Annotated in this window: 17 protein-coding genes and 2 pseudogenes; 13 read left to right on the forward strand and 6 right to left on the reverse strand. The window is 59.0% G+C overall.

Features of this window, described 5'->3' with window-relative positions:
- Positions 1 to 2 precede the first annotated feature (2 nt).
- The 5 genes from DAAHT2_RS10180 to DAAHT2_RS10200 all read right to left on the reverse strand — a co-directional run bounded on the left by DAAHT2_RS10180 (position 3) and on the right by DAAHT2_RS10200 (position 5212).
- Positions 3 to 929, reverse strand: a complete 927-nt coding sequence (locus DAAHT2_RS10180; RefSeq protein ID WP_013164206.1) for a dihydroorotate dehydrogenase — start codon at positions 927 to 929, stop codon at positions 3 to 5.
- A gap of 7 nt (positions 930 to 936) precedes the next feature.
- Positions 937 to 1737: a dihydroorotate dehydrogenase electron transfer subunit gene (locus DAAHT2_RS10185; RefSeq protein WP_013164207.1), complete on the reverse strand. Its 801-nt coding sequence runs from the start codon at positions 1735 to 1737 to the stop codon at positions 937 to 939.
- Positions 1738 to 1921: 184 nt separating this feature from the next.
- Positions 1922 to 2797: a ParB/RepB/Spo0J family partition protein gene (locus tag DAAHT2_RS10190; protein WP_013164208.1), complete on the reverse strand. Its 876-nt coding sequence runs from the start codon at positions 2795 to 2797 to the stop codon at positions 1922 to 1924.
- Between the two features lie 124 nt (positions 2798 to 2921).
- On the reverse strand, positions 2922 to 3734 hold the full coding sequence (locus DAAHT2_RS10195; RefSeq protein WP_013164209.1) for a ParA family protein: 813 nt from the start codon (positions 3732 to 3734) through the stop codon (positions 2922 to 2924).
- Between the two features lie 317 nt (positions 3735 to 4051).
- Positions 4052 to 5212 carry a M20/M25/M40 family metallo-hydrolase gene (locus DAAHT2_RS10200; RefSeq protein ID WP_013164210.1) on the reverse strand — a complete coding sequence of 387 codons (1161 nt, stop codon included), beginning with the start codon at positions 5210 to 5212 and terminating at the stop codon, positions 4052 to 4054.
- Between the two features lie 452 nt (positions 5213 to 5664).
- On the opposite strand from DAAHT2_RS10200, the gene DAAHT2_RS10205 reads away from it, so the two are divergent.
- The 11 genes and pseudogenes from DAAHT2_RS10205 (at position 5665) to DAAHT2_RS10260 (ending at position 19159) form a co-directional block, all read left to right on the forward strand.
- The gene (locus tag DAAHT2_RS10205; protein ID WP_013164211.1) at positions 5665 to 5904 is read left to right on the forward strand and encodes an RCKP-type rubredoxin-like domain-containing protein; all 240 of its coding nucleotides are present in this window, start codon (positions 5665 to 5667) and stop codon (positions 5902 to 5904) included.
- A gap of 27 nt (positions 5905 to 5931) precedes the next feature.
- Positions 5932 to 7992 (forward strand): annotated as a pseudogene (gene fdhF, locus DAAHT2_RS15285) (formate dehydrogenase subunit alpha); the annotation flags it as partial.
- Positions 7993 to 8107: 115 nt separating this feature from the next.
- Positions 8108 to 9145, forward strand: coding sequence for a 4Fe-4S dicluster domain-containing protein (locus DAAHT2_RS10220; RefSeq protein ID WP_013164214.1), 1038 nt, complete (start codon positions 8108 to 8110; stop codon positions 9143 to 9145).
- Positions 9142 to 10020, forward strand: coding sequence for an FAD/NAD(P)-binding protein (locus DAAHT2_RS10225; protein ID WP_218915005.1), 879 nt, complete (start codon positions 9142 to 9144; stop codon positions 10018 to 10020). Before DAAHT2_RS10220 ends, DAAHT2_RS10225 begins: the two co-directional genes overlap by 4 nt.
- Positions 10021 to 10025: 5 nt before the next feature.
- Positions 10026 to 12035 carry an ASKHA domain-containing protein gene (locus tag DAAHT2_RS10230; protein ID WP_013164216.1) on the forward strand — a complete coding sequence of 670 codons (2010 nt, stop codon included), beginning with the start codon at positions 10026 to 10028 and terminating at the stop codon, positions 12033 to 12035.
- A 156-nt stretch (positions 12036 to 12191) separates the two neighbouring features.
- A pseudogene (locus DAAHT2_RS10235) lies at positions 12192 to 13430 on the forward strand (type I restriction-modification system subunit M); the annotation flags it as partial.
- 257 nt (positions 13431 to 13687) lie between these two features.
- Positions 13688 to 15196, forward strand: a complete 1509-nt coding sequence (gene istA / locus DAAHT2_RS10240) for an IS21 family transposase (RefSeq protein ID WP_041718761.1) — start codon at positions 13688 to 13690, stop codon at positions 15194 to 15196.
- 15 nt (positions 15197 to 15211) lie between these two features.
- On the forward strand, positions 15212 to 15997 hold the full coding sequence (istB, locus tag DAAHT2_RS10245; RefSeq protein WP_013162572.1) for an IS21-like element helper ATPase IstB: 786 nt from the start codon (positions 15212 to 15214) through the stop codon (positions 15995 to 15997).
- 71 nt (positions 15998 to 16068) lie between these two features.
- Positions 16069 to 17244, forward strand: coding sequence for a hypothetical protein (locus tag DAAHT2_RS10250; protein ID WP_162014303.1), 1176 nt, complete (start codon positions 16069 to 16071; stop codon positions 17242 to 17244).
- A complete protein-coding gene (locus DAAHT2_RS10255) occupies positions 17235 to 18554 on the forward strand; it encodes a restriction endonuclease subunit S (RefSeq protein ID WP_013164217.1) in 1320 nt (439 codons plus the stop codon). Before DAAHT2_RS10250 ends, DAAHT2_RS10255 begins: the two co-directional genes overlap by 10 nt.
- 98 nt (positions 18555 to 18652) lie before the next feature.
- Positions 18653 to 19159: a hypothetical protein gene (locus DAAHT2_RS10260; RefSeq protein ID WP_013164218.1), complete on the forward strand. Its 507-nt coding sequence runs from the start codon at positions 18653 to 18655 to the stop codon at positions 19157 to 19159.
- On the opposite strand, the gene DAAHT2_RS10265 is transcribed toward DAAHT2_RS10260, so the two are convergent.
- Positions 19130 to 20380, reverse strand: coding sequence for an IS256 family transposase (locus DAAHT2_RS10265; protein ID WP_013162619.1), 1251 nt, complete (start codon positions 20378 to 20380; stop codon positions 19130 to 19132). The two genes, DAAHT2_RS10260 and DAAHT2_RS10265, sit on opposite strands and share 30 nt — an antisense overlap.
- 128 nt (positions 20381 to 20508) lie before the next feature.
- Here DAAHT2_RS10265 and DAAHT2_RS10270 point away from each other — a divergent pair, with 128 nt between their 5' ends.
- Together DAAHT2_RS10270 and DAAHT2_RS10275 are read left to right on the forward strand one after the other, a co-directional pair.
- Entirely contained in the window at positions 20509 to 23142 is a 2634-nt protein-coding gene (locus DAAHT2_RS10270) for an NACHT domain-containing protein (protein WP_013164219.1), read from the forward strand.
- Between the two features lie 94 nt (positions 23143 to 23236).
- A complete protein-coding gene (locus tag DAAHT2_RS10275; RefSeq protein WP_013162619.1) occupies positions 23237 to 24487 on the forward strand; it encodes an IS256 family transposase in 1251 nt (416 codons plus the stop codon).
- Positions 24488 to 24656 lie beyond the last annotated feature (169 nt).

A 24656-nucleotide genomic window follows, 5' to 3' on the forward strand; every position in this document is an offset into this window, starting at 1 on the left:
TATCAGGTGATCAGGGTGTTGCGCAATTGATTGATCGACTTTAAGCCCTGTTTGGCCAGGTAGGCGGCAATGCCCTCGACTATTTCTTCCGTGGCCCCGGGGTTAACGAAATTGGCCGTTCCCACCTGCACCGCATGTGCTCCCGCAACGATAAACTCCAGGGCATCCTCGGCGGTCATAATGCCGCCAATGCCAATGACTGGAATCTTTACCGCCTGGGCTGCCTGCCAGACCATCCGCAGGGCCACCGGCTTGATGGCCGGACCGGAAAGCCCCCCCACCACATTGGCCAGTCTGGGGCGACGACCGGCCAGATCAATGGCCATGCCCAGCAAGGTATTGATCAGGGAAACGGCATCGGCCCCGGACTCGGCCACGCTTCTGGCCATCAGTTGGATATCGGTAACATTGGGTGAAAGTTTGATGATTAACGGCAGCTTGCTGGCTCGGCGCACGGCTGCGGTGACGGCAGAGGCCATCAGCGGATCGGTGCCAAAGGCCACACCGCCTTCTTTGACGTTGGGACAGGAGATATTGACCTCCAGGGCAGTGACCCCCTCGATTCCGTCCAGGCGCCTGGCCAATTGCGCGTATTCATCCACCGTGTTGCCGAGAATGTTGACCACCACGGTGGCTCCCAACTCAACCAGCCACGGCAACTTTTCATGCAGGAAGGCCTCCACCCCAACATTCTCCAGGCCAATGGCGTTAAGCATTCCGCAGGGCGTTTCCACCACCCGGGGCGGCGGATTACCCGCCCGGGGCAGCAAGGAGACACCCTTGACCACCACCGCCCCCAGGCGGCTTACATTGACGAAATCCTCGAATTCGCGGCCATAGCCAAAGGTACCAGAGGCGGTCATTACCGGGTTGCGGAAGGTGCACCCGGCTATTTCTACTTGCAGATCAACGTCAGTTTCCACCGTCATGGTCACCTTACTCCCAGCTAATGTCTGCGGCGTTGAACACCGGCCCATCTTTGCAAACGTGAAAATACCGCTCTCTTTGACCACTGCCGGCCACAGCGCAACCCAGGCAGGCAGAAAAACCGCAGGCCATCATGGTTTCCAGCGAGACCTGGCAACTCCAGTCCCGCTCTCGGCAGCGCTGAGCCACCGCCGCCATCATCGGCCAGGGGCCACAGCAAAAGACCTGGCGGAGCTTGCCATCTTTGCCCCACTCTTTTTCGATCAGCTCCGGCACCAGTCCATGGTGCCCCAGTGACCCATCGTCGGTGGCCACTCGGGGCTCAATCTTCAGGGGGCCAAAATCGATCAGCAACTGCTCTAATTCCTGCTTGGCACGAGCCCCCAGTAAAACATCCAGGCCAAATTCCGGCAAACGACGCTGGATTTCGCGGGCCAGGAAGAACAGCGGGGCCACGCCCATCCCGCCGCCAATCAGCCCCAGGCGAGCTCCCGCCCGCGGCGCTGCCAGGTCAAAACCCCGCCCCAACGGCCCCACTATCCCCAGTGGTTCACCGGCGCCCAGGGCCGCCAGTTTCCTGGTCCCTTCGCCAAGTACCTTGAACAAGACTTGAATTCGCCCGTGGGGGAAAGTCTGGTGCAACGAAAAGGGGCGGCTCAAAAGAGGGTCCAGCCCTCTACCGGAGCGCAGCATGACAAATTGTCCCGGTTGCCCTGCCGCCGCTATTTCGGGAGCCAGAATGGTCAACCGGCATATTGCCGGGCCGAGAGACTCGTTTTTCTCCACTGTTGCCAAAAACTGTCCGGGCATTTTTCTGCGCCTCGTAAGGAGTATTGCAATGATTTCTTAAAGTTGCCCAAAGCGACCTGTGGCCAACCGTTAGTCAAAAGACCATGCTCACAGGCTTTTTCAACGGACTGCTCAACAACCATGCCCAGGGAGCATGGTGTCAATCATCCGGAGCCGGGCCAGGTCCATTCAGCCGCTGTTATTACTACTTGCTATCGGGTTGCAACAAGCCGATTAAACGCTCCAGATCATCCGGCGAGTAGTATTCTATCTCCAGCTTGCCCCGTTTGCCGTTTTGCACAATTTTCACCCGGGTGTCGTAGTTTCGCCCCAACTCGGCCGCCAGAGCCCGGCAATATGATTCCGGCAGGCCATGGCTGGACGATCGATTACTTTTGCCCCCGCCGGCACTGCTTCTTTTTTTGCGCCGCCGTGCCGCCTCTTCCGCCTGGCGGACACTCAACCCTTTGCTGATGATCTCATCCCGCAACTGCCGCATCTGCTGCTCGTCCTGCAAGCCCAGCAGCACACGGGCATGCCCCATGCTGATACGCTCGGCCGCCAGGTCGTCTTTGGCAAAATCAGGCAGTTGATTGATGCGCAGAGCGTTGGCCACGGTGGAACGCTCCTTGCCCACCCGCCGGGCCACCTCTTCCTGGGTCAAGCCATACTCCTGGACCAGGCGGAGATAGGCCTCGGCCTCTTCCAGGGGGTTAAGGTCCTGGCGCTGAATATTTTCCACCAGGGCCAACTCCAGTTGATCCTGGGGGGAGACATCTTTAATTAACACCGGCACTTCGGCCAGGCCTGCCAGCCCAGCCGCCCGCCAGCGTCGCTCCCCGGCGATAATTTCGTAACGCTCGTCGTCCAGCCGGCGCACCACCAGGGGCAGCAACACCCCTTTTTCGCGGATCGACTCCGCCAACTGCGCCAGGGCGCCATCGTCAACCTTCTTTCTGGGCTGATGGGGGTTGGGCACAATGGCCTGCAGCGGGCAAACCAGATACGGCCTTTTCCCGTCTTCATCATGGGATGGCAGCAGGGCCCCCAACCCTTTGCCCAGAGGATTTCTTTTTACCATTGCTCTTGCCCTCTCGGTTCCTTGGCAAGCAACGAGGGGGCTCCCCTGATGCCTGCTCTTTTGCAGTACAAGCTTTATGCCCGGCACCCTTCTGCCGGTCTCCCGGCCAAGCGGTTAACCATGTTCAGGATTTTTTTTGGTGCCGCAGAAACTCTTTCGCCAGTTGCAGGTAACTGACGGCCCCGCTGGAGCGCCGGTCATACAGCAGGGCCGGCTTACCGTAGCTGGGCGCCTCACTTAGCCTGACGTTGCGCGGGATCACAGTCTTGTACAGCCGTCCCTTGAAGTGCTCGTTGACCTCCGAGGCAACCTGATGCGTCAAGCGGTTGCGGCCGTCAAACATGGTCAGCAAAACCCCCTCGATAACCAGGCGTTCATTGTAGGAGTTTTTGACCAAGCGAATGGTTCTAACCAGTTGGCTCAAACCTTCCAGGGCAAAATACTCGCACTGCAGCGGGATAATCACCGAGTCCGCGGCGGTAAGGGCATTGATGGTCAACAACCCCAGCGACGGTGGGCAATCTACGAAAACATAATCGTACTCGTCCATCACCGGGTCCAACAGGTTTTCCAGGTAGCGTTCCCGCTTGCTGGCGCCCATCAGCTCCACTTCAACCCCGATCAGATCGATACGGCTTGGCAGCACCCCCAGCTTCCCTTTCAGGTCGGCCACCGTCACGATGGCCTCCCGGGCTGGAACGCCATCCAGCAGACAGTGATAAAGGTGCAGCGCCTCTTCCTCCCCCCCCTGAGAGGACTGCTTATCCCACCCCAAGCCGCTGGAGGCATTTCCCTGGGGGTCCGAGTCCACCACCAGTACCCTCTTGCCCAGCGCGGCCACCGAAGCGGCGAGGTTGATGGCGGTGGTGGTTTTCCCCACCCCCCCTTTCTGGTTTGCCATGGCCACCACCTTGGCCCGCCGTTCATTGAGCACCATTCCGCGCACCCCCATGTGGTAAAATTCAGGCACCCCGCAACCACTTAACCCGTTGACCCATGTGGTCAACCGCAAGCCTCAAACAGCACCGCGGCGCGGCCACAGGCCCGTTAAACCGGCAAGTTATCAGCCCCAGTGCATGCCAACAGTCGCAGCGGCTCAACCCCCTGCCATTGCCGATGGCCTACAGGTCATTAATACCCTGCTTTGGCAACTCGCACAACAGACACTTTAGGCGCTGTTTCACGTGAAACAAAGCAATTAACAATACAACATCAACCCGATATAGATATCACCAAACAGGTTTGGCAAAAAAATTAATCGTTTTGGGAGAGTCGATACATGGCCAGCAGCAGCTCAGTGGTTCGCACCAGAGCAGTGAGGGTTACAGACTCATCGGTGGTGTGAACATCGGTCATGCCGGTGCCTAAAATGGCGGTGGGGAAACCGTGGGCGGAAAAAATGTTGGCATCGCTGCCACCACCGGCCACGGTAAATTCCAGACGACGGCGCAACTGGTCAGCTGCCTGGCGCAAACGCTGCAACACCGGGTCGCCCTGCTTCAGCTTCATGGCCGGAAACTGCTCTTCAATGGTGAACGAAAACTCGGCCGCCCCACGCGGAGGTCCGGAAGTGGGCGCGAGGCTGCCGTACTTGCTGACGGTGCGGTGAAAAACATCTTTAATATGCTGTGTATGGTGGGCAAGCTTGTCGGGATCATGGCTGCGCACCTCGCCCTCCATGGTCACCAGATCGGGTACGATATTGGTGGCCTTGCCACCGGCAATCACCCCGATATTGGCGGTACTCTCATCATCCAGGCGCCCCAGGGATAAATCGGCCAGAGCGCGTGAGGCCAGTTGAATGGCGTTGATCCCGGTTTCAGGATGGAGCCCGGCATGGGCTGCCAGACCATGTACTCGCGCGGTAAAGTGATTGGCGGCGGGCGCAGCCACCACCGCCAAGTCGAAACCGGCACTGTCCAGGGCATAGCCGGTGTCGGCCCGCAGCAGAGAGAAATCAAAGTTCTTGGCCCCCAGCAGGCCAATTTCTTCGCAGGTGGTAAAAACAAACTCTAAAGGGGACCACAGAAGGCCATCTTCTTTAAGCGAGCGAGCCATCTCAACCAGCATGGCAATCCCCGCCTTGTCATCGGCCCCCAAAACCGTGGCCCCGGCGCTGGTGAAGGTTTCCCCCTGGCGGCGCACCTTAACCCCGCAGGCCGGCTCCACCACATCAAGGTGACAGTTGCAGAAAAAAGGGGGCAGCCCCCCTCGCCGGCCGGGAATCCTGATCACCAGATTGCCGGTGTCGGAGCCGGTGAAAGGGGCAGAATTATCTTCAAGGATTTCCGCGTTAAACTCGGTGGCAAACAATCCCTTCAAAAAAGCAGCCACCCTCCCTTCCTGCCGCGAAGGGCTGTCTATTTCACACAGGCGAACAAAGATTTCCGCCAGGCGTTCCGGTTGCAGAGACATCAATTTCTCCCTGGTATAGCGGTTTATAGCTGATGAAACAGTTGTTGGCAGTCGACGACATGACGACCAACACATCAGCCAGCTAAAGCGTTATCGCCCAACATGCCCTGTGGCTGCACAGGGCCCAAAAACAAAGAGCGTATGCAACAAAAGTACACTTGCTTTATACGAATAGGCGAGGCTGACCAAGAGCGGCGCCGACCGGTCGATTTTAAAAAAAGCATGGTTTTTTCAACAGACAAATAGGCACAAGCAAAACCGGGTGCCATTATACTACAATGAAGTTGGCTGACGGCAAAGCAGGAAAACCGCACTTATTGCTTGGCCACCACCCTGCCGGGGCAAAGCTCCCGCCATGCGCTACCAAAAGCTGGGTTACGGCCGTCGGATTAGCTTGACGAATCCATTAACAGCATGGATTTGTCACTTGCCGTAACGACCAGGAGAAGGCTATGATGCTAAAACAGCAAAAATTAGCCGCCGGCCACGCGCCGGCCACGCTTGCAAGCAAATACCAAAACTTAGGAGAGTGCAAAATGGCTGTATTCAAATGCGAAAAATGTGGCGCCACCAAAGAGGGACGATGCAAACCCAAAAAATGCCCGCAGTGCGGCGAATTGGGCTGCATGCTGAAGAATGAGGCCGCCGCCCCGGCCAAAAAATGCGGCGGCGGTTGCAAGAGCAAAAAGTAACATCATAGCTGGGGAGACCGCAGGGCTTTGAGCGAAAACGTCTTCACCATCTGCCCATACTGCGGCTGCGGCTGCGGGCTGTACCTGCGCCGTGAAGGCGAGCAGATAACCGGGGTGCTCCCCAGCCGCCGGCATCCGGTTTCCCGGGGCAACCTGTGCGTTAAGGGGTGGCAGTTGCCGGAGATCATCAGCCACCCCGAGCGCCTCACCTCTCCCCTTATGCGCCAAAACGGCCGGCTGGTGCCGGTGAGCTGGGATGAGGCCCTGGACTTCTGCGCCGCCGAGTTGGGTCGCGTCGGCGCCGGGCACGGGCCCTCGGCCCTGGGGGTGTTGGCCTCGGCCAAGTGCACCAGCGAGGAGAATTACCTGCTGCAGAAATTCACCCGGGCGGTGCTCAAGACCAACAACATCGATCACTGCGCCCGGCTCTGACACGCCCCCACGGTGGCCGGTCTGGCCACCACCTTCGGCAGCGGGGCGATGACCAATTCCATCAACGAAATCGAGGGCGCCGAGGTTATCCTGATCTCCGGCTCCAACACCACCGAGGCCCACCCCCAAGTGGCGCGACGGATTTATGCCGCCAGGGATCGCGGCGCCAAGGTGATCGTCATCGACCCGCGTTACACCACCATCGCCCGGCTGGCCGACCTGCACCTGGACCTCAGGCCCGGCAGCGACATCCCGCTGATCAACGGCCTGATGAAGATCATCCTCGATGAAAACCTGGCCGACGACCTGTTCATCGAACTGCGCACGGAAAATTTCTTCGCCCTGCGGGATTACCTTTATCGGCTGGACCTGGAAGAAGTTTACCGGCAGACCGGCCTTACCGCCGAAAAGCTGCGCCAGGCCGCCCTGCTTTACGGCCGGGCCGGCAAGGCGGTGATCTGCTACTGCCTGGGGGTTACCCAGCATGTCTGCGGCACGGCCAACGTCGAGGCCCTGGCCAACCTGGCCATGCTCACCGGCAACGTGGAAAAGGAAGAGGCCGGGGTGGACCCGCTGCGGGGTCAGAACAACGTGCAGGGGGCCTGCGACATGGGAGCCCTGCCGGGAATGTTGCCGGGCTACCAGCCGGTGACCGACGCGACGGCCAGGCAGCGCTTTGCCGCCGCCTGGGGAGTGGAACCGCCGGCTTCTCCGGGGTGCACCCTGCTGGCCATGACCCACGGCCGCGAACCGGACAGCCCCGAAAACGGTAATCAGCAAGCCGGCACCGTTCGCGCCCTGCTGATCATGGGCGAAAACCCGCTGCTCAGCGACCCCGACCTCAACGGTGTGGCGGCAAATTTCCGCCGGCTCGACTTCCTGGCGGTCAGCGATATCTTCCTCACCGAAACCGCCGCCCAAGCCGACGTGGTCTTCCCCGCCGCCTGTTTTGCCGAAAAAGAGGGCTGCTTCACCAACACCGAACGCCGGGTGCAGTTGATCAACCGCGCCGTGGCGCCGCCGGGGCAGGCCAGAAGCGACCTGGAGATCATCGCCGCTTTAAGCGGCAAAATGGGCTACCCCATGGATTACCAGTCGGCGGCGGAGGTAATGGAAGAGATCGCCCTGCTGACCCCCATCTACGGCGGCATCTACCACGACCGGCTGGCCGGCGGCCATGGTTTGCAATGGCCCTGCTGGGATCGGCAGCACCCCGGCACCCCGTTTTTGCACAAGTACTACTTTACCCGCGGCCGGGGCCGCTTTGCCGTGGTGGAGCACCAGCCCCCGGCGGAAACGCCCGATGCCGACTATCCCCTGCTGTTCAACACCGGCCGGGCCTACCACCACTACCACACCGGGAGCATGACCCGGCGCAGCGCCATCCTCAACCGGGAATGCCGCCGGGCCCGGCTGCAGATCAACCCCCAAGACGCCAACGCCTACCAGGTCACCGATGGTGAGCCGGTAAGGCTGCACTCCCGCCGGGGGCAAGTGGAACTTGCGGCGGAGTTGACCGACACCGTTCCCCCCGGCATGGTCTACGGCAATTTTCACTTCGCCGAGGCCCCCATCAACAACCTCACCACCACCGCCAGCGACCGGCGGGCCCGCTGCCCGGAATACAAAATCTGCGCGGTGCGGCTGGAGAAAATCTCCACGCCAACCCAGGAAGGGAAAGAGAGCCAAGGAGACCAAAAGGGTAACGGGGGTACAAAGAGCCAAAGGGGCCAAGGGGACCATGGCAACCAAGGGGACAAAGGAGGCGACGATGAGTGAACAGTACCTGCTCAGCCGCGACCACCTCCCTCCCCTGCTCCGCCGCCTGGGCAAGGAATACCGGCTGGTGGCCCCGGTTACCAACGACTACGGCGATACCCTGTTCCAGGAAATCGCCGACCCGGTGGCCACCGCGCCGGACTTACAGCGGCAACCGCAAAACTCGTTGAAAGATTTTCTTTTTCCCCAGCGGGAGCTCCTCTATGATTACCGGGTGGACGAGCAGGGTGGCTACCACTTCCGGGAACCGGCCACCGACATCCCCGCCACCCTCTTTTTCGGGGTCCGCCCCTGCGACCTCAACGCCGTGCTCTACCTGGACGTAATCTTTTTGCCCGGCCGGCGGGAGCCGGGTTACCGCCGGCGGCGGGAAAACAGCCTGCTGATCGGGCTCAACTGCAACCAGCCCTTTGCCGACTGCTTTTGCGCCGCGGTCAAGGCCGGGCCTTTCCTGGAGGATGGCAGCGACCTGCAGCTCACCGACCTGGGGCGGGAGTTTCTGGTGGAGGTGGGGCGCGCCCGAGGGGCGGAGATCATCAAACGCTGGCCCCACTTTTTCCGCCCGGCCCCGGCCGAAGAGCGCAACCGCCGCTTTCAGCTTTACCTGGAAGCGCGCGGCAGCTTCCTCCGCCAGGTGCATGCCGACCAGGCCATCAAACGGCTGGCGGCCAACGCCACCCCGCCGGGGGTCTGGGAAGAAGTGGCGAGCCGCTGCCAGGACTGCAACGGCTGCGCCTACCTCTGCCCCACCTGCAGTTGCTTCACCATTGTCGATGAGGCGCAAAACCAGCGGCAAGGCCGGCGCTGGCGGCTCTGGGACGCCTGCACCGCCACCGGCTTCACCGCCATGGCCGGCGGCCACAACCCGGTACAACCGGCCAAGGACAAGCTACGCCAACGTTTCCGGCACAAGCTGGAACTGGATGTAAAGAAACACGGCCGGCCCAGTTGCATGGGCTGCGGCCGCTGCGTGGGGGTCTGCTTCGGCGGCACCGATATCCTGCACTTTATCAACCTGGCGGGAAGATGAACAACCAAGCCCAGCAATCCGGAGGAACGATGATCGATCCCTACCGCCCCGGGCGGGCGGTGATCAGCGAGATCATCGAGGAAAACCAGCGGATCAAAACCTTCGTGCTCGAGCCCCTGGAGGCCTGGCCGGCGGCTTCCGACCAGGCGACGACCTCGGCTTACCAGCCGGGACAATTTGTAATGGTGTCGGTACCCCACTGCGGCGAAGCGCCCATTTCCCTGGCCTCTTCGCCCCAGGAGCCCAAGCTGCGCCTCAGCGTGCTCAAGGTGGGGCTGCTGACCTCCGCCCTGCACCGGCTGCCGGTGGGAGCGGAAGTGGGCCTGCGGGGGCCCTATGGCCGCCCCTTCCCCATGGCGGCGCTAAAGGGCCGCCGGCTGGTGTTTGTGGCCGGCGGCATCGGCCTGGCCCCCTTGCGGTCGGTGCTGGAAAGCTGCCTGGCCCGGCCGGATGATTTTGGCCCCCTCACCCTGCTCTACGGCAGCCGCACCCCGGATGACATTGCCTTCAGCGCCGACCTGGCCCGCTGGCAGGCCGGGCGGCAGGTGGACTGCCGGCTCACCGTGGACCAGGGGGGACCGGGCTGGAACGGAGCGGTGGGGCTGGTCTCCGACCTGCTGGCCGACCTGCAGCTGGAGCCGGAACAGAGCAGCGTCCTGATCTGCGGCCCGCCGCCGATGATCCGGGCCGTCTGCCGGCAAGCCGCCCAAGCCGGGGTTGCCCCCGAACAGATCATCACCACCCTGGAGCGCCAGATGAAATGCGGCCTCGGCCTCTGCCGCCACTGCCACCTGGACCACCACCTGGTCTGCGTCGATGGCCCGGTGTACACCCTGGCCCAGTTGCGGCAACTGGAAATCATGGAACTGGGTTAAGGCCAATGAACCAACAGCAGCCAGCGTCATACCGTATCACCTTTGAGCCCGGCAACCGGACGGTAACCGCCGCCGGCGGCGAAACCCTGCTGGAGGCCGCCCGGCGGCTGGGGCTGCATGTCAACGCTTCCTGCGGCGGCGACGGCACCTGCGGCCGCTGCCGGGTTATTATCGAGCAAGGGGCGGTGAACGGGGGGGCCAGCGAGAAGATCAGCCCGGCGGATTTTCAGCAGGGCCACCGCCTGGCCTGCGGGGCTGAAATCACCGGCGACACGGTGGTGCGGATCCCGGTGGAATCGGGCCTGGGCAAGGGCGGCCTGACCACCGGCGGGCGGGGGGAAGTGGCGGGCCGCAACCGAGCCCGGATGCATGTTTACGACATTGAAGAGCTGCGTGAACACGGGCTGTTCCTGCCGCCGGTGGAAAAATTTTTCCTGGAACTGCCCCGCCCCGGCCACGCCGACAACATGGCCGACGCCGGCCGGATCATCAACAGCTTAAGCAGCCAGTACGACGAACACCGGATGGTGATCACCCTGCCGGTGCTGAAAAAAATTCCCGCCGCCCTGCGGGCCGACGATTTCCGGGCCACCGTCACCGTGGCCCGACCGGTGCACAGCGGGAAAAATTTCGTCATGGACATCCAGCCCGGCAACTGGACCCGCCGCAACTTCGCCCTGGCCTTCGACCTGGGCACCACCTCCATCTACGGCATCCTGGTGGACCTGGAAAGCGGCAAGGTCCTGGCCCGGGACGGGGCTTACAACGGCCAGCTCAGCTACGGCGAAGACGTGATCTCGCGGATCATTTACGCCGAAAAACCCCAGGGGCTGGAACGGATGCAGGAGCTGGCGGTCAACACCATCAACCAGGTGCTGGATAAATTGCTGGCCAAAGCCCACCCGCCGGAAGAGGCGGCCCGGGGCGCGGTGCGCCGCGAGGAAATCAGCTCCATCACCATCGCCGCCAACACCACCATGACCCATCTGCTGCTGGGGCTGGACCCCAGCCACATCCGCCGGGCCCCTTACGTGCCGGCCAGCACCTTCCTGCCGCCGGTGCGGGCCGCCGATTTGGGACTCAAACTCGACCAGCACGCGGTGGCGCTTTGTTACCCGGCGGTCTCCAGCTACGTGGGCGGCGATATCGTGGCCGGGGTGATGGGCTCGGGCATGTACCGCACCGACAAGCTGACCCTTTATCTCGACATCGGCACCAACGCCGAGATCGTCATCGGCAGCCGGGAATGGCTGGTCTGCGCCGCCTGCTCGGCGGGGCCGGCCTTTGAAGGCGGCGGCATCACCCACGGGATGCGGGCGGCCCAAGGGGCCATCGAGGATGTGGCCATCGACCCCCAGACCCTGGAGCCCCTGCTAACCACCGTGGGCAACCGGCCGCCGGTGGGAATTTGCGGCTCGGGGCTGCTCAACCTGGTGGCCGCCCTTTTCACCTGCGGGGTGCTGGACAGCCGGGGGCGTTTTCAGCGGGAACTTGCCACCGACCGCCTGCGGGAGGGGCGCAGCGGCTGGGAATACGTGCTGGTCCGGCAGCAGGAGGCCGGGGTGGAGCACGATATCGTGCTTAACGAGGTGGATATTCAAAACTTCATGCGGGCCAAGGCGGCCATCTTTGCCGGGGTCAAGACCCTGGTGGAGGAGGTGGGGCTGGCCATCGGCGACTTGGAGCAGGTGATCCTGGCCGGGGCCTTCGGCAGCTACCTGGACCTGGATGCCGCCATGACCGTGGGGCTGCTGCCGGAAATCGCCCCGGAGAAATTCCTTTATGTGGGCAACGGCTCGTTAATGGGGGCCTGGATGAGCGCCATGAGCAACCATATCCGCCGGGACGTGGTGGCGGTGGTGCGCAAGCTCACCAGCTTCGAGCTCTCCGAGGTCACCGCCTTCCAGGAGCAGTACACTGCCTCCCAATTCCTCCCCCACACCGACCTGGAGCTGTTCCCCGGCGTAAAAAAACGCCTGAACGAGCAGGCGGCGACATCCATCCCGGCACCCTGAGCTTAATGGCAAGGTATTGACTCAAACCTTGCCAGCCAGGGCTTCCCTGTCCGCGTACCAAACGAAAATTCAAAGGCGAGCAAAATCAGTTTGGATTATATAAGATTACCCCTTTCCATACGATTCTGTCGTTGAGCAATAAACAAAGGCCCCTGCATGGCGTTAAAAAAATCCGAACTCTACTCTTCCCTCTGGCGCTCTTGCGATGAACTGCGGGGCGGCATGGATGCCAGCCAGTACAAGGACTACGTCCTGGTGCTGCTCTTTGTCAAATACGTCTCCGACAAGTACGCCGGCGACCCCGACGCCCTGATCGAGGTGCCGACCGGCGGCAGCTTTGCCGACATGGTGGCGGCCAAGGGCGACAAGGAGATCGGCGACAAAATCAACAAGATCATCGGCCGCCTGGCCGATGCCAACGAGAGCCTCAAGGGCGCGATCAACGTCGCCGACTTCAACGACGAGGAGAAGCTTGGCAAGGGCAAAGCGATGGTGGACCGGCTGAGCAAGCTGGTGGCCATCTTCGAGGGGCTGGATTTCAACGGCAACCGCGCCGACGGCGACGAGTTGCTGGGCGACGCCTACGAATACCTGATGCGCCACTTTGCCACCCAGTCGGGCAAGAGCAAGGGCCAGTTCTACACCCCGGCGGAGGTTTCCCGGGTGATGGCCATGGTCATCGACCTGAACCGGGCCAAAAGCGGGCTGCAATCCATCTACGACCCGACCTGCGGCTCCGGCTCACTGCTGCTCAAGGTCCACGACGAGGCGAAAGGCCGCACCGGCTTCGACCTGGCCCTCTATGGCCAGGAGTGGGACAACGCCACCTGCGCCCTGGCCCGGATGAACATGGTGCTACACGACTGCCCGACAGCAGTAATCTGGCAGGACAACTCCCTCTCCGACCCCCATTTCACCAACCCCGACGGCAGCCTCAAGGCCTTCGATTTCGTGGTCGCCAATTTCCCCTTCTCCAACAAGAACTGGACCAGCGGCCTGGATCCGGCCAACGATCCTTACGGCCGCTTCCAGTACGGCACCCCCCCGGCTAAGAATGGCGACTACGCCTTTCTTCTGCATATCCTGGCCAGTCTCAAAAGCACCGGCAAGGGGGCGGTCATTCACCCCCATGGCGTTTTGTTCCGTGGCGGGGCCGAGGCGGCCATCCGCAAGCGAATCATCAAGCAGGGCTTTATCAAGGGGATCATCGGCCTGCCTGCCAACCTCTTTTACGGTACCGGCATCCCCGCCTGCATCCTGGTGCTGGACAAGGAGGGCGCGGCCGGCCGCAAGGGAATCTTCATGGTGGACGCCAGCAAGGGCTTCGTCAAGGACGGCAACAAGAACCGGCTGCGCTCCCAGGACATTCACAAGATCGTCGACACCTTCAACCGCTGTTAATGATCACCCCTATGGAGCCACTTCGTGATCAGCTAATGGAGCCAGTTAAGGATCAGCTTAATGGAGCCATGGCGTGATCAGCTAATGGAGCCATGGCGTGATCAGCTAATGGAGCCACTTGCGGATCAGCTAATGGCGCCACCCCTTCCCTTAAGTTCATAAACGGGTCCCGGACTTTCTGCGGATCGGCTATATCCCCCTGAAAAACCCATTTTCAGGAGGGATAGCCGATGGCCAACAGGAGGTTCGAGATGTTTCAATACCGTCAAGTTCTTACCCAAATGCGGTCGGTTCAATCCGACCGCCAGATCGCCAAGGCTAAGCTGATGGGCCGCCGCAAGGCCGCGCAGTTACGGGCCTTGGCTCAGCAGCAGGGCTGGCTCGATCCCGCCCAAGAGTTGCCGGATGATGCCGAGCTGGCCAAGGTGCTCGCGCTGCCGGCCCCGGGCGAATCGGCGGTGCCGATGCTGCTGCCGTACCAGGAGCAGCTCAAGACCTGGCAGGCGGCCGGGATCAACGGCACCACCATGTACCAGGCCCTGGTGCGTGAGCATGGCTTTACCGGCAGCTACTCCTCGGTCAGACGTTTTCTTAAGACCCTCAAAGAGGACAACCCTCAAGCCACGGTAATGCTGGACTTTGCTCCCGGCGAAGCGGCCCAGGTGGACTTCGGTTCCGGCCCCAAGCTGCTTGATTCCCAGACCGGCAAGCCGTTTTCCACCTGGGTGTTCGTCATGACCCTGGCCTTCAGCCGGCACCAGTACGCCGAGATCGTCCGCGACCAGAAGGTGGCGACCTGGCTGGGTTGTCACCGCCGGGCCTTCGAGTTCTTCGGCGGGGTGCCGGCCAAGGTGATGATCGACAACCTCAAGGCCGGGATCATCAAGGCCTGCTGGCACGATCCGGCGGTGAACCGTTCCTACGCCGAGTTTGCCGAAGGTTACGGCTTTCTGATCTCGCCCTGCCCGCCGCGCCAACCCCAGATGAAGGGGCGGGTGGAATCCGGCGTCAAATACGTCAAAAACAACTTCCTGCCCTTGCGCGAGTTCCGTAGCTTGGTCGACGCCAATCGTCAGCTTAAGGAGTGGGTGCTGGCAACGGCCGGCAACCGTAGCCACGGCACCACCAAGCAAAAGCCGCTGGTCATGTTCGCCGAGGCGGAGAAGGCTTTTCTTAAACCTTTGCCCGCCGTGGCCCCGGAGTTGGCGGTTTGGGCCGAGCACAAGCTGCACGGCAACTGCCATCTCCAGTTCGACAAAGCCTACTACTCCGCCCCCTTCAAGCTGGTGCACAAAAAGCTGTGGGTCAAGGCGACGGAAACCACCGTCAAGATCTACCACCAGCATCAACAGGTGGCGGTCCATCCCCGCTGTGCCCGACCCGGCCAGAAGGCCACCTGTGTCGACCACCTACCACCGGACGCCGTCGCCTACCTGATGCGCGATCCCCAGTGGTGCCTCAAACAGGCCGGTGAGATCGGTCCCCGCTGCCACCACCTGGTCAAGCGGCTGTTGAGCCACCGGGTGGTTGATCATCTCCGGGCGGCCCAGGGGGTGCTCCGGTTGGCCGGCAAATACGGCCCGGAGCGGCTGGAAGCCGCCTGTCACCGGGCGCTGATCTACGACAGCCCCCAATACATCACGGTCAAAACCATCCTCGGCAAGGGGCTTGACCAACAGCCCCCGGAAACGGAACCGGTGGCGGCCGGCGTGGCCTACCGCGGCCAGGGCCGCTTCCAGCGCCAACAACTTTTTCACTGATAAGGAGGAAGCTTAATGAACCCCATGCCCGAACTGATCCCCATGCTCAAACAGTTGCGACTCTCCGGCATCCTTGATTCCCTGGAAGCCAGAAACCGCCAGGCCATCGAGGAAAAGCTGGCCTACACCGACTTCCTGGCCATGCTGGTACAGGACGAAGTCGCCCGCCGTTCCCAGCGCAAGTTCGCCATGCGTGTCCGCCGGGCCAACTTCCGTAACCACAAAACCCTGGAGGAGTTCGACTTCTCCTTCAACCCCAACATCAACCGCGCCCTGATCATGGACTTGGCCACCTGCCGTTTCCTGGAAGAGGGCGCCAACCTGCTGGTGGTCGGCCCCTGCGGCACCGGCAAGAGCCATATCGCCCAGGCCATCGGCCACTGCGCGGTCAGAATGGGCTACGATGTGCTCTTCACCACCCAGACCAAGATGCTGGGCCAACTCCACGCCGCCCGCGCCACCAACGCCTATGAACGGCGGCTTAACGCCCTGGCCAAGGTCGACCTGCTGATCATTGACGACTTTGGCCTCAAACCCCTGCGTACCCCCCAGGATGAGGATATCCATGATCTGATTGGAGAACGTTACGAGCGCCGTTCCACCATCATCACCAGCAACCTGGATCTCAACGAGTGGGGCGACGCCTTCCCCAATAAACTGCTGGGCTCGGCCACCATCGACCGCATCCGCCACGGCGCTTACTCCCTGCTCTTGGACGGCAAAAGTTTTCGAGCGGCCAGGCCGCTGCCCAAATACCCCAAAAACGAGGTTGCCGAAAACGTTAAAAAAGGCAAAAATTAAAAACCGTCCGGAGCCCCAAAATGGCCACTTGAGGGTGGCTCCATTAGCTGATCATGGGTGGCTCCATTAGGGTGATCATTAACAACCGCCAACTGGAAATCCCCAAATACGCCCGGATGGTGCCGTTGGCCGAGATCGAGGGCCACGACTTCAACCTCAACCTGCCACGCTACATCGACAGCAGCGAGCCCGAAGACCTGCAAGATATCGACGCCCATCTCAACGGCGGCATCCCCAGCCGCGACCTTGACGGCCTGGCCGCCTACTGGCAGGTCTTTCCCGCCGTGCGCGAGGCGCTGTTCCATAACGGCGACCGGCCCGGCTACCATCAGCTCGGAGTGGATATCGGTGAGGTGAGAAGTACCATCTTCGACCACCCGGAGTTTGCCGCATTCAAGCAGCAAGTGAACCAGTGCTTTGCCGGCTGGCGCACGGACAACACCCCTCTGCTCACCGGGATTCAGATCGGCGACCGGCCTAAACTGCTGATCGAAACGGTTTCCGAGGCCCTGCTGGAAGCCTTCCGCCCGCTGCCGCTGCTCGACCCTTACGATGTTTATCAGCACCTGATGGAGTACTGGGCCGAAACCATGCAGGATGATGTCTGGATGCTGGTCCGCGACGGCTGGCAGGCCCAGCAGGGAGGTAAGCCCAACTTCGATCTGATTCCGCCCGAGTTGATCGTGGCCCGCTACTTTGCCGCCGAACGGGCCGCCATCGAGGAGCTGGAAGCGCGGCGGGATACCATCGCCCGCCAACTGGAGGAACTGGAGGAGGAGCATGGCGGCGAAGAGGGGTTGCTGGCCGAGGCCAAAACCGACAAGGGCAAACTGACCAAGGCCACCGTCAAAGCCCGCCTCAGCGCCGTCCAAGCTGCCGGCCCCGGGGCCGCCGAACCGGAGGAAATTGCTCTGCTGCAACAGTGCCTGGACTTGATGGACCAGGCGACCGCTGCCGGCAAGATGGTGAAAGAGGCGCAAAAGGCCCTCGATAAAAAGGTAAACGCCCGCTATGGCAAGTTGGGTGAAGTCGAGGTCAAGACGCTGGTGGTGGAGGACAAATGGCTGGCCACCCTGGCAGCCAGGGTTGAGGGCGAACTGGAACGGGTCAGCCAGGCCCTGGCCGGCCGTATCCGCCAACTGGCCGAGCGCTACGCCACTCCGTTGCCAAAGCTGGAGGCGGAGGTGGAGGCCGCCGGCGCCCGGGTGGAGAAGCACCTGAAACAGATGGGGTTCGCATGGAATTAAAAGAGGCCAGCCCCGAATATCTGGCTCAACAGGCGGCGCAGGTACCCAAGGGCTATAAGCTGACCGAGGTTGGAGTGATCCCGGAGGATTGGGAGCTCGCGCCTTTGGGTAAAGAAGTCGAACAGCTAGAAGCTGGTGTCAGCGTCAATTCTGTTGATGAAGACATTCGTAGCTACGCACATTATCAAGCCATTCTAAAAACCTCGGCCGTTATTGGTGGACGATTCCTGCCACACGAAAACAAGAAAATAGCACCGCGAGACATTGGGCGCGCGAGGCTGAATCCGCGCTTCGACACAATCATCATAAGCAGGATGAACACGCCGGACCTCGTTGGAGAGTGTGGCTACGTGTTTGCCGATTTCCCAAATCTTTTTCTTCCAGATCGGTTGTGGATGACACACATCCGTTCAGGAAGCAAAGTCAATGTCAGATGGCTCAACTACCTGTTGAGCAGCAGACCCTATAAGAGCCAAATCAAGGAACTCGCCACTGGGACGAGCGGAAGTATGAAAAACATCGCAAAGGATTCTCTTCTTGCGATGCCCGTTGCGTATCCACCGCCGCTCGAACAACGCGCCATTGCCGCCGCCCTGACGGATGTAGATGCCCTGCTGGCCAAGCTCGACCAGCTTATCGCCAAAAAGCGCGACCTCAAACAGGCCACCATGCAGCAACTCCTCACCGGCCAGACCCGCCTGCCGAGCTTCAGCGGGGAGTGGGAGACAAAGCTGTTGGGAGAAATCGGGGATTTTATCAAAGGCAAGGGAGTATCTCGAGACCAAGCGCAAAGTGGTCGACTACCTTGTGTGCGATATGGAGAAATTTACACGATCCATAACGACCTCATCCGAGAGTTTCATTCCTGGATTTCAAAGGAAGTAGCTGAAACGGCAACGAGTCTAAAGAGCGGTGATCTTCTGTTTGCAGGATCTGGCGAGACGAAAGAAGAGATTGGAAAGTGTGTCGCATTTATTGATGACACGGAAGCCTATGCGGGCGGCGATATAGTTGTTTTAAGACCACGCAGTGTAAACTCCATTTTTCTGGGGTACGCTTTAAATTCCCCGGCCGTTAACCGCCAAAAAGCCAGTCTTGGACAAGGTGATGCGGTCGTTCACATCAGCGCAAAAGCATTGGCAGATATTACTATATTCCTGCCTGGAGATGCTGAACAAACCGCCATCGCCGCCGTCCTCTCCGACATGGACGCCGAAATCGCCGCCTTGGAGCGGCGGCGAGAAAAAACCAGATTCATCAAGCAGGGCATGATGCAGGAACTACTCACGGGGAGGATCAGGTTCGTATGAAAGCCTCAACCATCCTCAATTATATTGACAGTGGCCGTATCGGCCTTTTTTGTGCCGCAAAGCTCAAATGCTAAACAGCTAGGATCTTATTTTTCTGTATGTACAAAGTTAACCAGATTCAGCAAGCCCTTCTTGAGATGGACGGCAGCGCGTTTCAGAAACTTGCTGACGCCTATCTTGTTGAGAAAGGGATCGGTCGAGTCAACTCTATCGGTTCCGTCATCGCAGCCAACAAGGTGAAAAAGGGTACGCCGGATACCCTTTTTGCAACACCAGAGGGGAAATACATCTTTGCAGAATACACCACTCAGCAGTCGAGCCTGTTGCACAAGATGAAGGGCGACCTTGATAAATGCTTTGACGAAAATAAAACCGGAGTGCCAATCGAGAAGATTGAGCGGGTAGTTTTCTGCTTTACGGGTAAGCTCGATGCAGCGGAAGAAAATGAGTTGGCTGAAGTTTGCGGGCGAATGGGCGTAAATCTCGATCTCTTTGGTATCGACGCCCTTGCTTTCGACTTTTACAATAAGTACCCTGGTCTCGCGAGTTATTGTCAAATCTGGTGTACGGAGTCCTCAGGCGGCCATCCGCATAGGTTGATCTGACACCTTGATTCCGTTTTTGAATTGTATGCCGGTGACGACCTCAGCCAGCCGGCGAAATCCCTTGATCTTTTTCCATCTTTTTTCAGCGCTTTGCAGCAGCTTAAAGACCATGGTCAGGGTGGTGTCCCTGGAACCGCAGTTCCGTGATCTCTTGCTGCGCAGGCGCACAGTGGCAAAGGCCGACTCGATGGGGTTGGTGGTCCTGATATGCACCCAGTGTTCGGCTGGAAAATCGTAAAAAGCCAGCAACTCGTCCCGGTCCTTGGCCAGGCACTCCATGGCCTTGGGGTATTTGTCTTCGAAACGGGCCAGCATACGATCAAAAGCCTGGCTGGCATCTTCCTTGGTCTCAGCCATCCAGATATCATGCAAATCAGCCTTGGCCTTGAGCTGAAGCTTTTTGGGCATCTTGTTCAGCACGTTGGCCGTTTTGTGAACCCAGCAGCGTTGGTGGCGGGTCTTCGGATAGACCCTGCCCAAGGCGTTCCAGAACCCCAAGGAACCATCGCCAACCGCCAACTCGGGGCCTGTGGTCAGGCCCCGAGCCCGCAGCCCGGCGAGAAGTTCATACCAGCTGTCGCTTGACTCCCGGTAGCCATCCTCCACCGCTATCAGTTCCTTGTGCCCCTGGTCGGTAACTCCAATGATCACCAGCAGGCAAAGCTTGTCATCCATGCGGACGTTGCTGTAGATGCCATCCACCCACCAGTAAACGTAGCGTTTTCCGTTCAGGTCACGTTGCCGCCATTTGGTGTGCTCGGCCAGCCATTTGGCTTTCAAGCGGGAGATGGTGTTGGCCGACAACCCCTTGGCCTGTTCCCCGAGGAGTGCGGCCAGGGCCTCCTGGTAATCGCCGGTGGAAATTCCTCGCAGGTAAAGCCAGGGCAGCAACTCATCGACACTGCGCGCCCGCTTCAGATAAGGCGGCAACAAACTGCTGTTGAACTTGAGGCCTTGGCCGCTACGATCTCGCACCTTGGGAACTTTGACCTCGACATCGCCGATTCCGGTCTGGATCGTGCGACCGGGAAGATAGCCGTTTCGGACCACTGTCCTGCGGCCATCTTCCAAGCGGCTGGAGTATTGGGCCATGAAGGCCTGTAATTCAGCTTCTACGGCCTGGGCAATCAGCATCCTGGCACCATCGCGCAAAAGGTCGGTAAGCGGGTCGGCGACATTGTTTCCTTGTTGTGAAAGAGCGGTTGGGGTAGACTTGGTCATGGCGTATCCTCCTGTGTTGGCTGTGATCGTCGTGGTGATCAATCAACCTGGATGATACGCCATTTTCCTCAGTTATCCCATACACCAGATTTGACTATAACCCTGGTCTCGCACGTGACTTCCTTGGAGTGCAGATTGACACCGGCCAGATTGTGCCCCCCGAGCAGTTTGTGTCGCTCTACAACAGCAGCAGGCTCGCGACTCGCCTCGACCTTGGCTTTCACTTCCGTGAAGAAGAACTCGGTCGCCTGTCTGATGCGCTAGAAGCTGGACAACTCGTGTTTCTTTCGGGGCAAGCTGGGGTCGGGAAATCGCGGCTGGCTTTGGAGGTATGCCGTAGGTTTGGTGCCGAGCACCCTGAATATGAGGTGCTGTGCGTCTTCGGGCGGAATCGCGACTTGTGGGAGGACATGCAAGTGCAATTCCGGAAACCCGGCCGCTTTCTTATCTTTGTGGACGATGCGAACAGGATAAACCAGTTCGATTATGTCGTCGATCTTCTACAGCGCCAACGCAGTGATCAGCAGATCAAAGTCTTGGCCACTGTGAGGGACTATGCCTTTAAAAAGGTTCAGCATGTTGCGCGCCCTCTTGGCGGTGGCCTTGAGGTGGAATTGGATCCCTTTAGGGACGAGCAGATTAAAAAATTGATCACCGACGAGTTCGGCATCAAAAACTATCATTATCTGGAGCGCATCGCCAGTATCGCACGGGGAAACCCTCGGTTGGCCGTAATGGCCGCGGAGATTGCGAAAGCGGGGACCCTGGGCAGTATTCAGGACGTGTCAGCTCTTTACGACAGTTATTTTTCTTCAGTATGGGAGGATCTTAAAGACGATTGTGTCGACCTCAGAAGGGCCGACATAATGAGGGTGGCCGCTATTGTCTCCTTTTTCAAGGCCGTAGACCGAGCAAACGAGGAGATGATGAAGTCTATCGAGGGGGCGTTCGGCATTACTCCCGCAGTCTTCTGGGAGCTGGCTACCCACCTTCACGAGTTGGAATTGCTGGACATGTTTGAAAACGAGGTGGTTCGGGTATCGGATCAGGTCCTCGGCACCTACCTTTTCTACTTGGCCACCTTTAAGGAGACTGCTCTCGACTTTGGTGCATTGCTGAGTCACTTTTTCCCCAAGCTGCGATACCGAATTGTCGATTCCATCAACCCGGTGCTTGACGCTTTTGACAGCGAGAGAAGCATAGACTCAATGCGTCCTCATGTGGATCGCGTCTGGTCGGAATACACGAAGGCAGGCGACGAAGAGAGTTTCCTGCACCTGCTTGACGTTTTTGGGTTCGTCAAGTGCACGGACACGTTGATATGGGCACGTGACCGAATTGATGAATTGGCTCACGACCCTTTGGGTGTTCCCGATATAACGTATGAGAAAGACAAGAACACATTGCCTTCACCCTCCATCTTGAGCGTGCTCAGGTCTTTCGTGTTTGCTGGAGAGGAAGATTTCCGAATAGCCCTTAATCTTATTTTGGATTATTTCGTTAAACAACCATCGAAAATTCCTCTATTGCTCCGGCTATTGATCGATGATTACGGCTTCAGCGTCGATTCCTATTTAAGGAACTTCGAGGTTCAGGGTGCGGTGGTTGATGCGTTATGGAAGCGTGTGGAGCAGGGAGATGCTCTTTTCTCGCGAGTATTCATAGCCGTCGCCAACGACTATTTGGGCACCAGCTTTGAAACCCGCACGATGAAGGATTCGCGTCATCTCCTGATCAGCCGTTTTGATCTTCCCGCAATCCCTGAGCTTGCGGTTCTGCGGAAGTCAATATGGGAGCGGCTGTTCACCCTTTATGAAGATGAGGCGTTACGGCAAGACGTGCTGGAGGTTATCAGCCGCTACAGCACTGATCCTTTCCGGGTAAGCAACAGTGAAGTGATCAATGATGATACCAAGCATCTCTTGCCCTTTTTGGCATCTACCCTCGATCCGAGTAGCTACCGGGATTGTTCAATAATGCACGCATACCTCGACCTCCTTGAAAACAACGATTTGGAAGTTCAGAAAAGTTTACGAGATCGGTACCAAAACGAGACATATCTACTTGCAGATATTCTTTTATCCGATTGGCCAGAAAAGAGGAGCCTAAAATTATCCTTTGCAGAATACGAACAATACAAGCATGAAAGGCTGAAAGAGTACACGGCGAAGTTCTCGTTTGACGACTACGCCCGCTTTTTTGAGCACTGCCTTGATATTAGGGAGCTGCCTGGCAAAAATCGTAACGAGTACCTGCTCCAGAATGGTGTGCTTAGTGCTCTTTTACTGCTTGCTGAGCGAGATGTTGATCTTTTCGAGCAGGTGATGATGCACTATCTCGAACGCCAAGATCCACTCCAGCTGAGGTCTCCTCATGCTTTAGTTCAAAAGCTTGTGGAGCGAATAGGTTACGAGAGAACGCTTAAACTGTTGCAGGGGGCGGATTACCCAACGAAAAAACGTTGGCTGTTCAGCATCCATGAGGTGCTGCCGGTCAGCCTAGTAAATGAAAAAGTACTTACAGATCTATATGAACTCTACGAAACAGCAGAGCGGGGAGATCTCCCTTTTGGGATGGAATATCTGCTCAAATATATCCCTCTGGACTCGCAGGTGGTAACCAAAGTTGTGGCAACAGTGCTGGAGAAGACAAAAAAAGAACCAGACAACGCATATACTCTCATGGTGTTGTTTGAGCCCAGAACAGAAGCAACCAAGCGTTTGCTCGACCTCTTGGCCGCTGATCTCGATCTGGGGTTATAGTCAAATCTGGTGTATGGGATAACTGAGGAAAATGGCGTATCATCCAGGTTGATTGATCACCACGACGATCACAGCCAACACAGGAGGATACGCCATGACCAAGTCTACCCCAACCGCTCTTTCACAACAAGGAAACAATGTCGCCGACCCGCTTACCGACCTTTTGCGCGATGGTGCCAGGATGCTGATTGCCCAGGCCGTAGAAGCTGAATTACAGGCCTTCATGGCCCAATACTCCAGCCGCTTGGAAGATGGCCGCAGGACAGTGGTCCGAAACGGCTATCTTCCCGGTCGCACGATCCAGACCGGAATCGGCGATGTCGAGGTCAAAGTTCCCAAGGTGCGAGATCGTAGCGGCCAAGGCCTCAAGTTCAACAGCAGTTTGTTGCCGCCTTATCTGAAGCGGGCGCGCAGTGTCGATGAGTTGCTGCCCTGGCTTTACCTGCGAGGAATTTCCACCGGCGATTACCAGGAGGCCCTGGCCGCACTCCTCGGGGAACAGGCCAAGGGGTTGTCGGCCAACACCATCTCCCGCTTGAAAGCCAAATGGCTGGCCGAGCACACCAAATGGCGGCAACGTGACCTGAACGGAAAACGCTACGTTTACTGGTGGGTGGATGGCATCTACAGCAACGTCCGCATGGATGACAAGCTTTGCCTGCTGGTGATCATTGGAGTTACCGACCAGGGGCACAAGGAACTGATAGCGGTGGAGGATGGCTACCGGGAGTCAAGCGACAGCTGGTATGAACTTCTCGCCGGGCTGCGGGCTCGGGGCCTGACCACAGGCCCCGAGTTGGCGGTTGGCGATGGTTCCTTGGGGTTCTGGAACGCCTTGGGCAGGGTCTATCCGAAGACCCGCCACCAACGCTGCTGGGTTCACAAAACGGCCAACGTGCTGAACAAGATGCCCAAAAAGCTTCAGCTCAAGGCCAAGGCTGATTTGCATGATATCTGGATGGCTGAGACCAAGGAAGATGCCAGCCAGGCTTTTGATCGTATGCTGGCCCGTTTCGAAGACAAATACCCCAAGGCCATGGAGTGCCTGGCCAAGGACCGGGACGAGTTGCTGGCTTTTTACGATTTTCCAGCCGAACACTGGGTGCATATCAGGACCACCAACCCCATCGAGTCGGCCTTTGCCACTGTGCGCCTGCGCAGCAAGAGATCACGGAACTGCGGTTCCAGGGACACCACCCTGACCATGGTCTTTAAGCTGCTGCAAAGCGCTGAAAAAAGATGGAAAAAGATCAAGGGATTTCGCCGGCTGGCTGAGGTCGTCACCGGCATACAATTCAAAAACGGAATCAAGGTGTCAGATCAACCTATGCGGATGGCCGCCTGAGGACTCCGTACACCAGATTTGACAATAACTCCTCGATCTGTTTAGACAGGCCTACCTTGCAGTGGGGTTTACAGGGCATCACGTCGACCATGACGGGCAAGTTTTTGGCCGGCTCCTGGACCTTGATCCCGCTTTTATCGAAGAATATATAGCATGGAGGTACCGGACC

This window comes from Desulfurivibrio alkaliphilus AHT 2, from assembly GCF_000092205.1.
Classification (GTDB): Bacteria; Desulfobacterota; Desulfobulbia; order Desulfobulbales; family Desulfurivibrionaceae; genus Desulfurivibrio; species Desulfurivibrio alkaliphilus.

Coding starts and splice junctions, on each gene's coding strand:
- DAAHT2_RS10255 (WP_013164217.1), top strand. CDS start 17,235: ATGGAATTAAAAGAGGCCAGCCCCGAATATCTGGCTCAACAGGCGGCG.
- DAAHT2_RS10200 (WP_013164210.1), bottom strand. CDS start 5,212: ATGTCTCTGCAACCGGAACGCCTGGCGGAAATCTTTGTTCGCCTGTGT.
- DAAHT2_RS10265 (WP_013162619.1), bottom strand. CDS start 20,380: ATGACCAAGTCTACCCCAACCGCTCTTTCACAACAAGGAAACAATGTC.
- DAAHT2_RS10180 (WP_013164206.1), bottom strand. CDS start 929: ATGACGGTGGAAACTGACGTTGATCTGCAAGTAGAAATAGCCGGGTGC.
- DAAHT2_RS10230 (WP_013164216.1), top strand. CDS start 10,026: ATGAACCAACAGCAGCCAGCGTCATACCGTATCACCTTTGAGCCCGGC.
- DAAHT2_RS10190 (WP_013164208.1), bottom strand. CDS start 2,797: ATGGTAAAAAGAAATCCTCTGGGCAAAGGGTTGGGGGCCCTGCTGCCA.
- DAAHT2_RS10205 (WP_013164211.1), top strand. CDS start 5,665: ATGATGCTAAAACAGCAAAAATTAGCCGCCGGCCACGCGCCGGCCACG.
- DAAHT2_RS10225 (WP_218915005.1), top strand. CDS start 9,142: ATGAACAACCAAGCCCAGCAATCCGGAGGAACGATGATCGATCCCTAC.
- istB (WP_013162572.1), top strand. CDS start 15,212: ATGAACCCCATGCCCGAACTGATCCCCATGCTCAAACAGTTGCGACTC.
- DAAHT2_RS10185 (WP_013164207.1), bottom strand. CDS start 1,737: ATGCCCGGACAGTTTTTGGCAACAGTGGAGAAAAACGAGTCTCTCGGC.
- DAAHT2_RS10275 (WP_013162619.1), top strand. CDS start 23,237: ATGACCAAGTCTACCCCAACCGCTCTTTCACAACAAGGAAACAATGTC.
- DAAHT2_RS10195 (WP_013164209.1), bottom strand. CDS start 3,734: ATGGTGCTCAATGAACGGCGGGCCAAGGTGGTGGCCATGGCAAACCAG.
- DAAHT2_RS10220 (WP_013164214.1), top strand. CDS start 8,108: ATGAGTGAACAGTACCTGCTCAGCCGCGACCACCTCCCTCCCCTGCTC.
- DAAHT2_RS10260 (WP_013164218.1), top strand. CDS start 18,653: ATGTACAAAGTTAACCAGATTCAGCAAGCCCTTCTTGAGATGGACGGC.
- istA (WP_041718761.1), top strand. CDS start 13,688: ATGTTTCAATACCGTCAAGTTCTTACCCAAATGCGGTCGGTTCAATCC.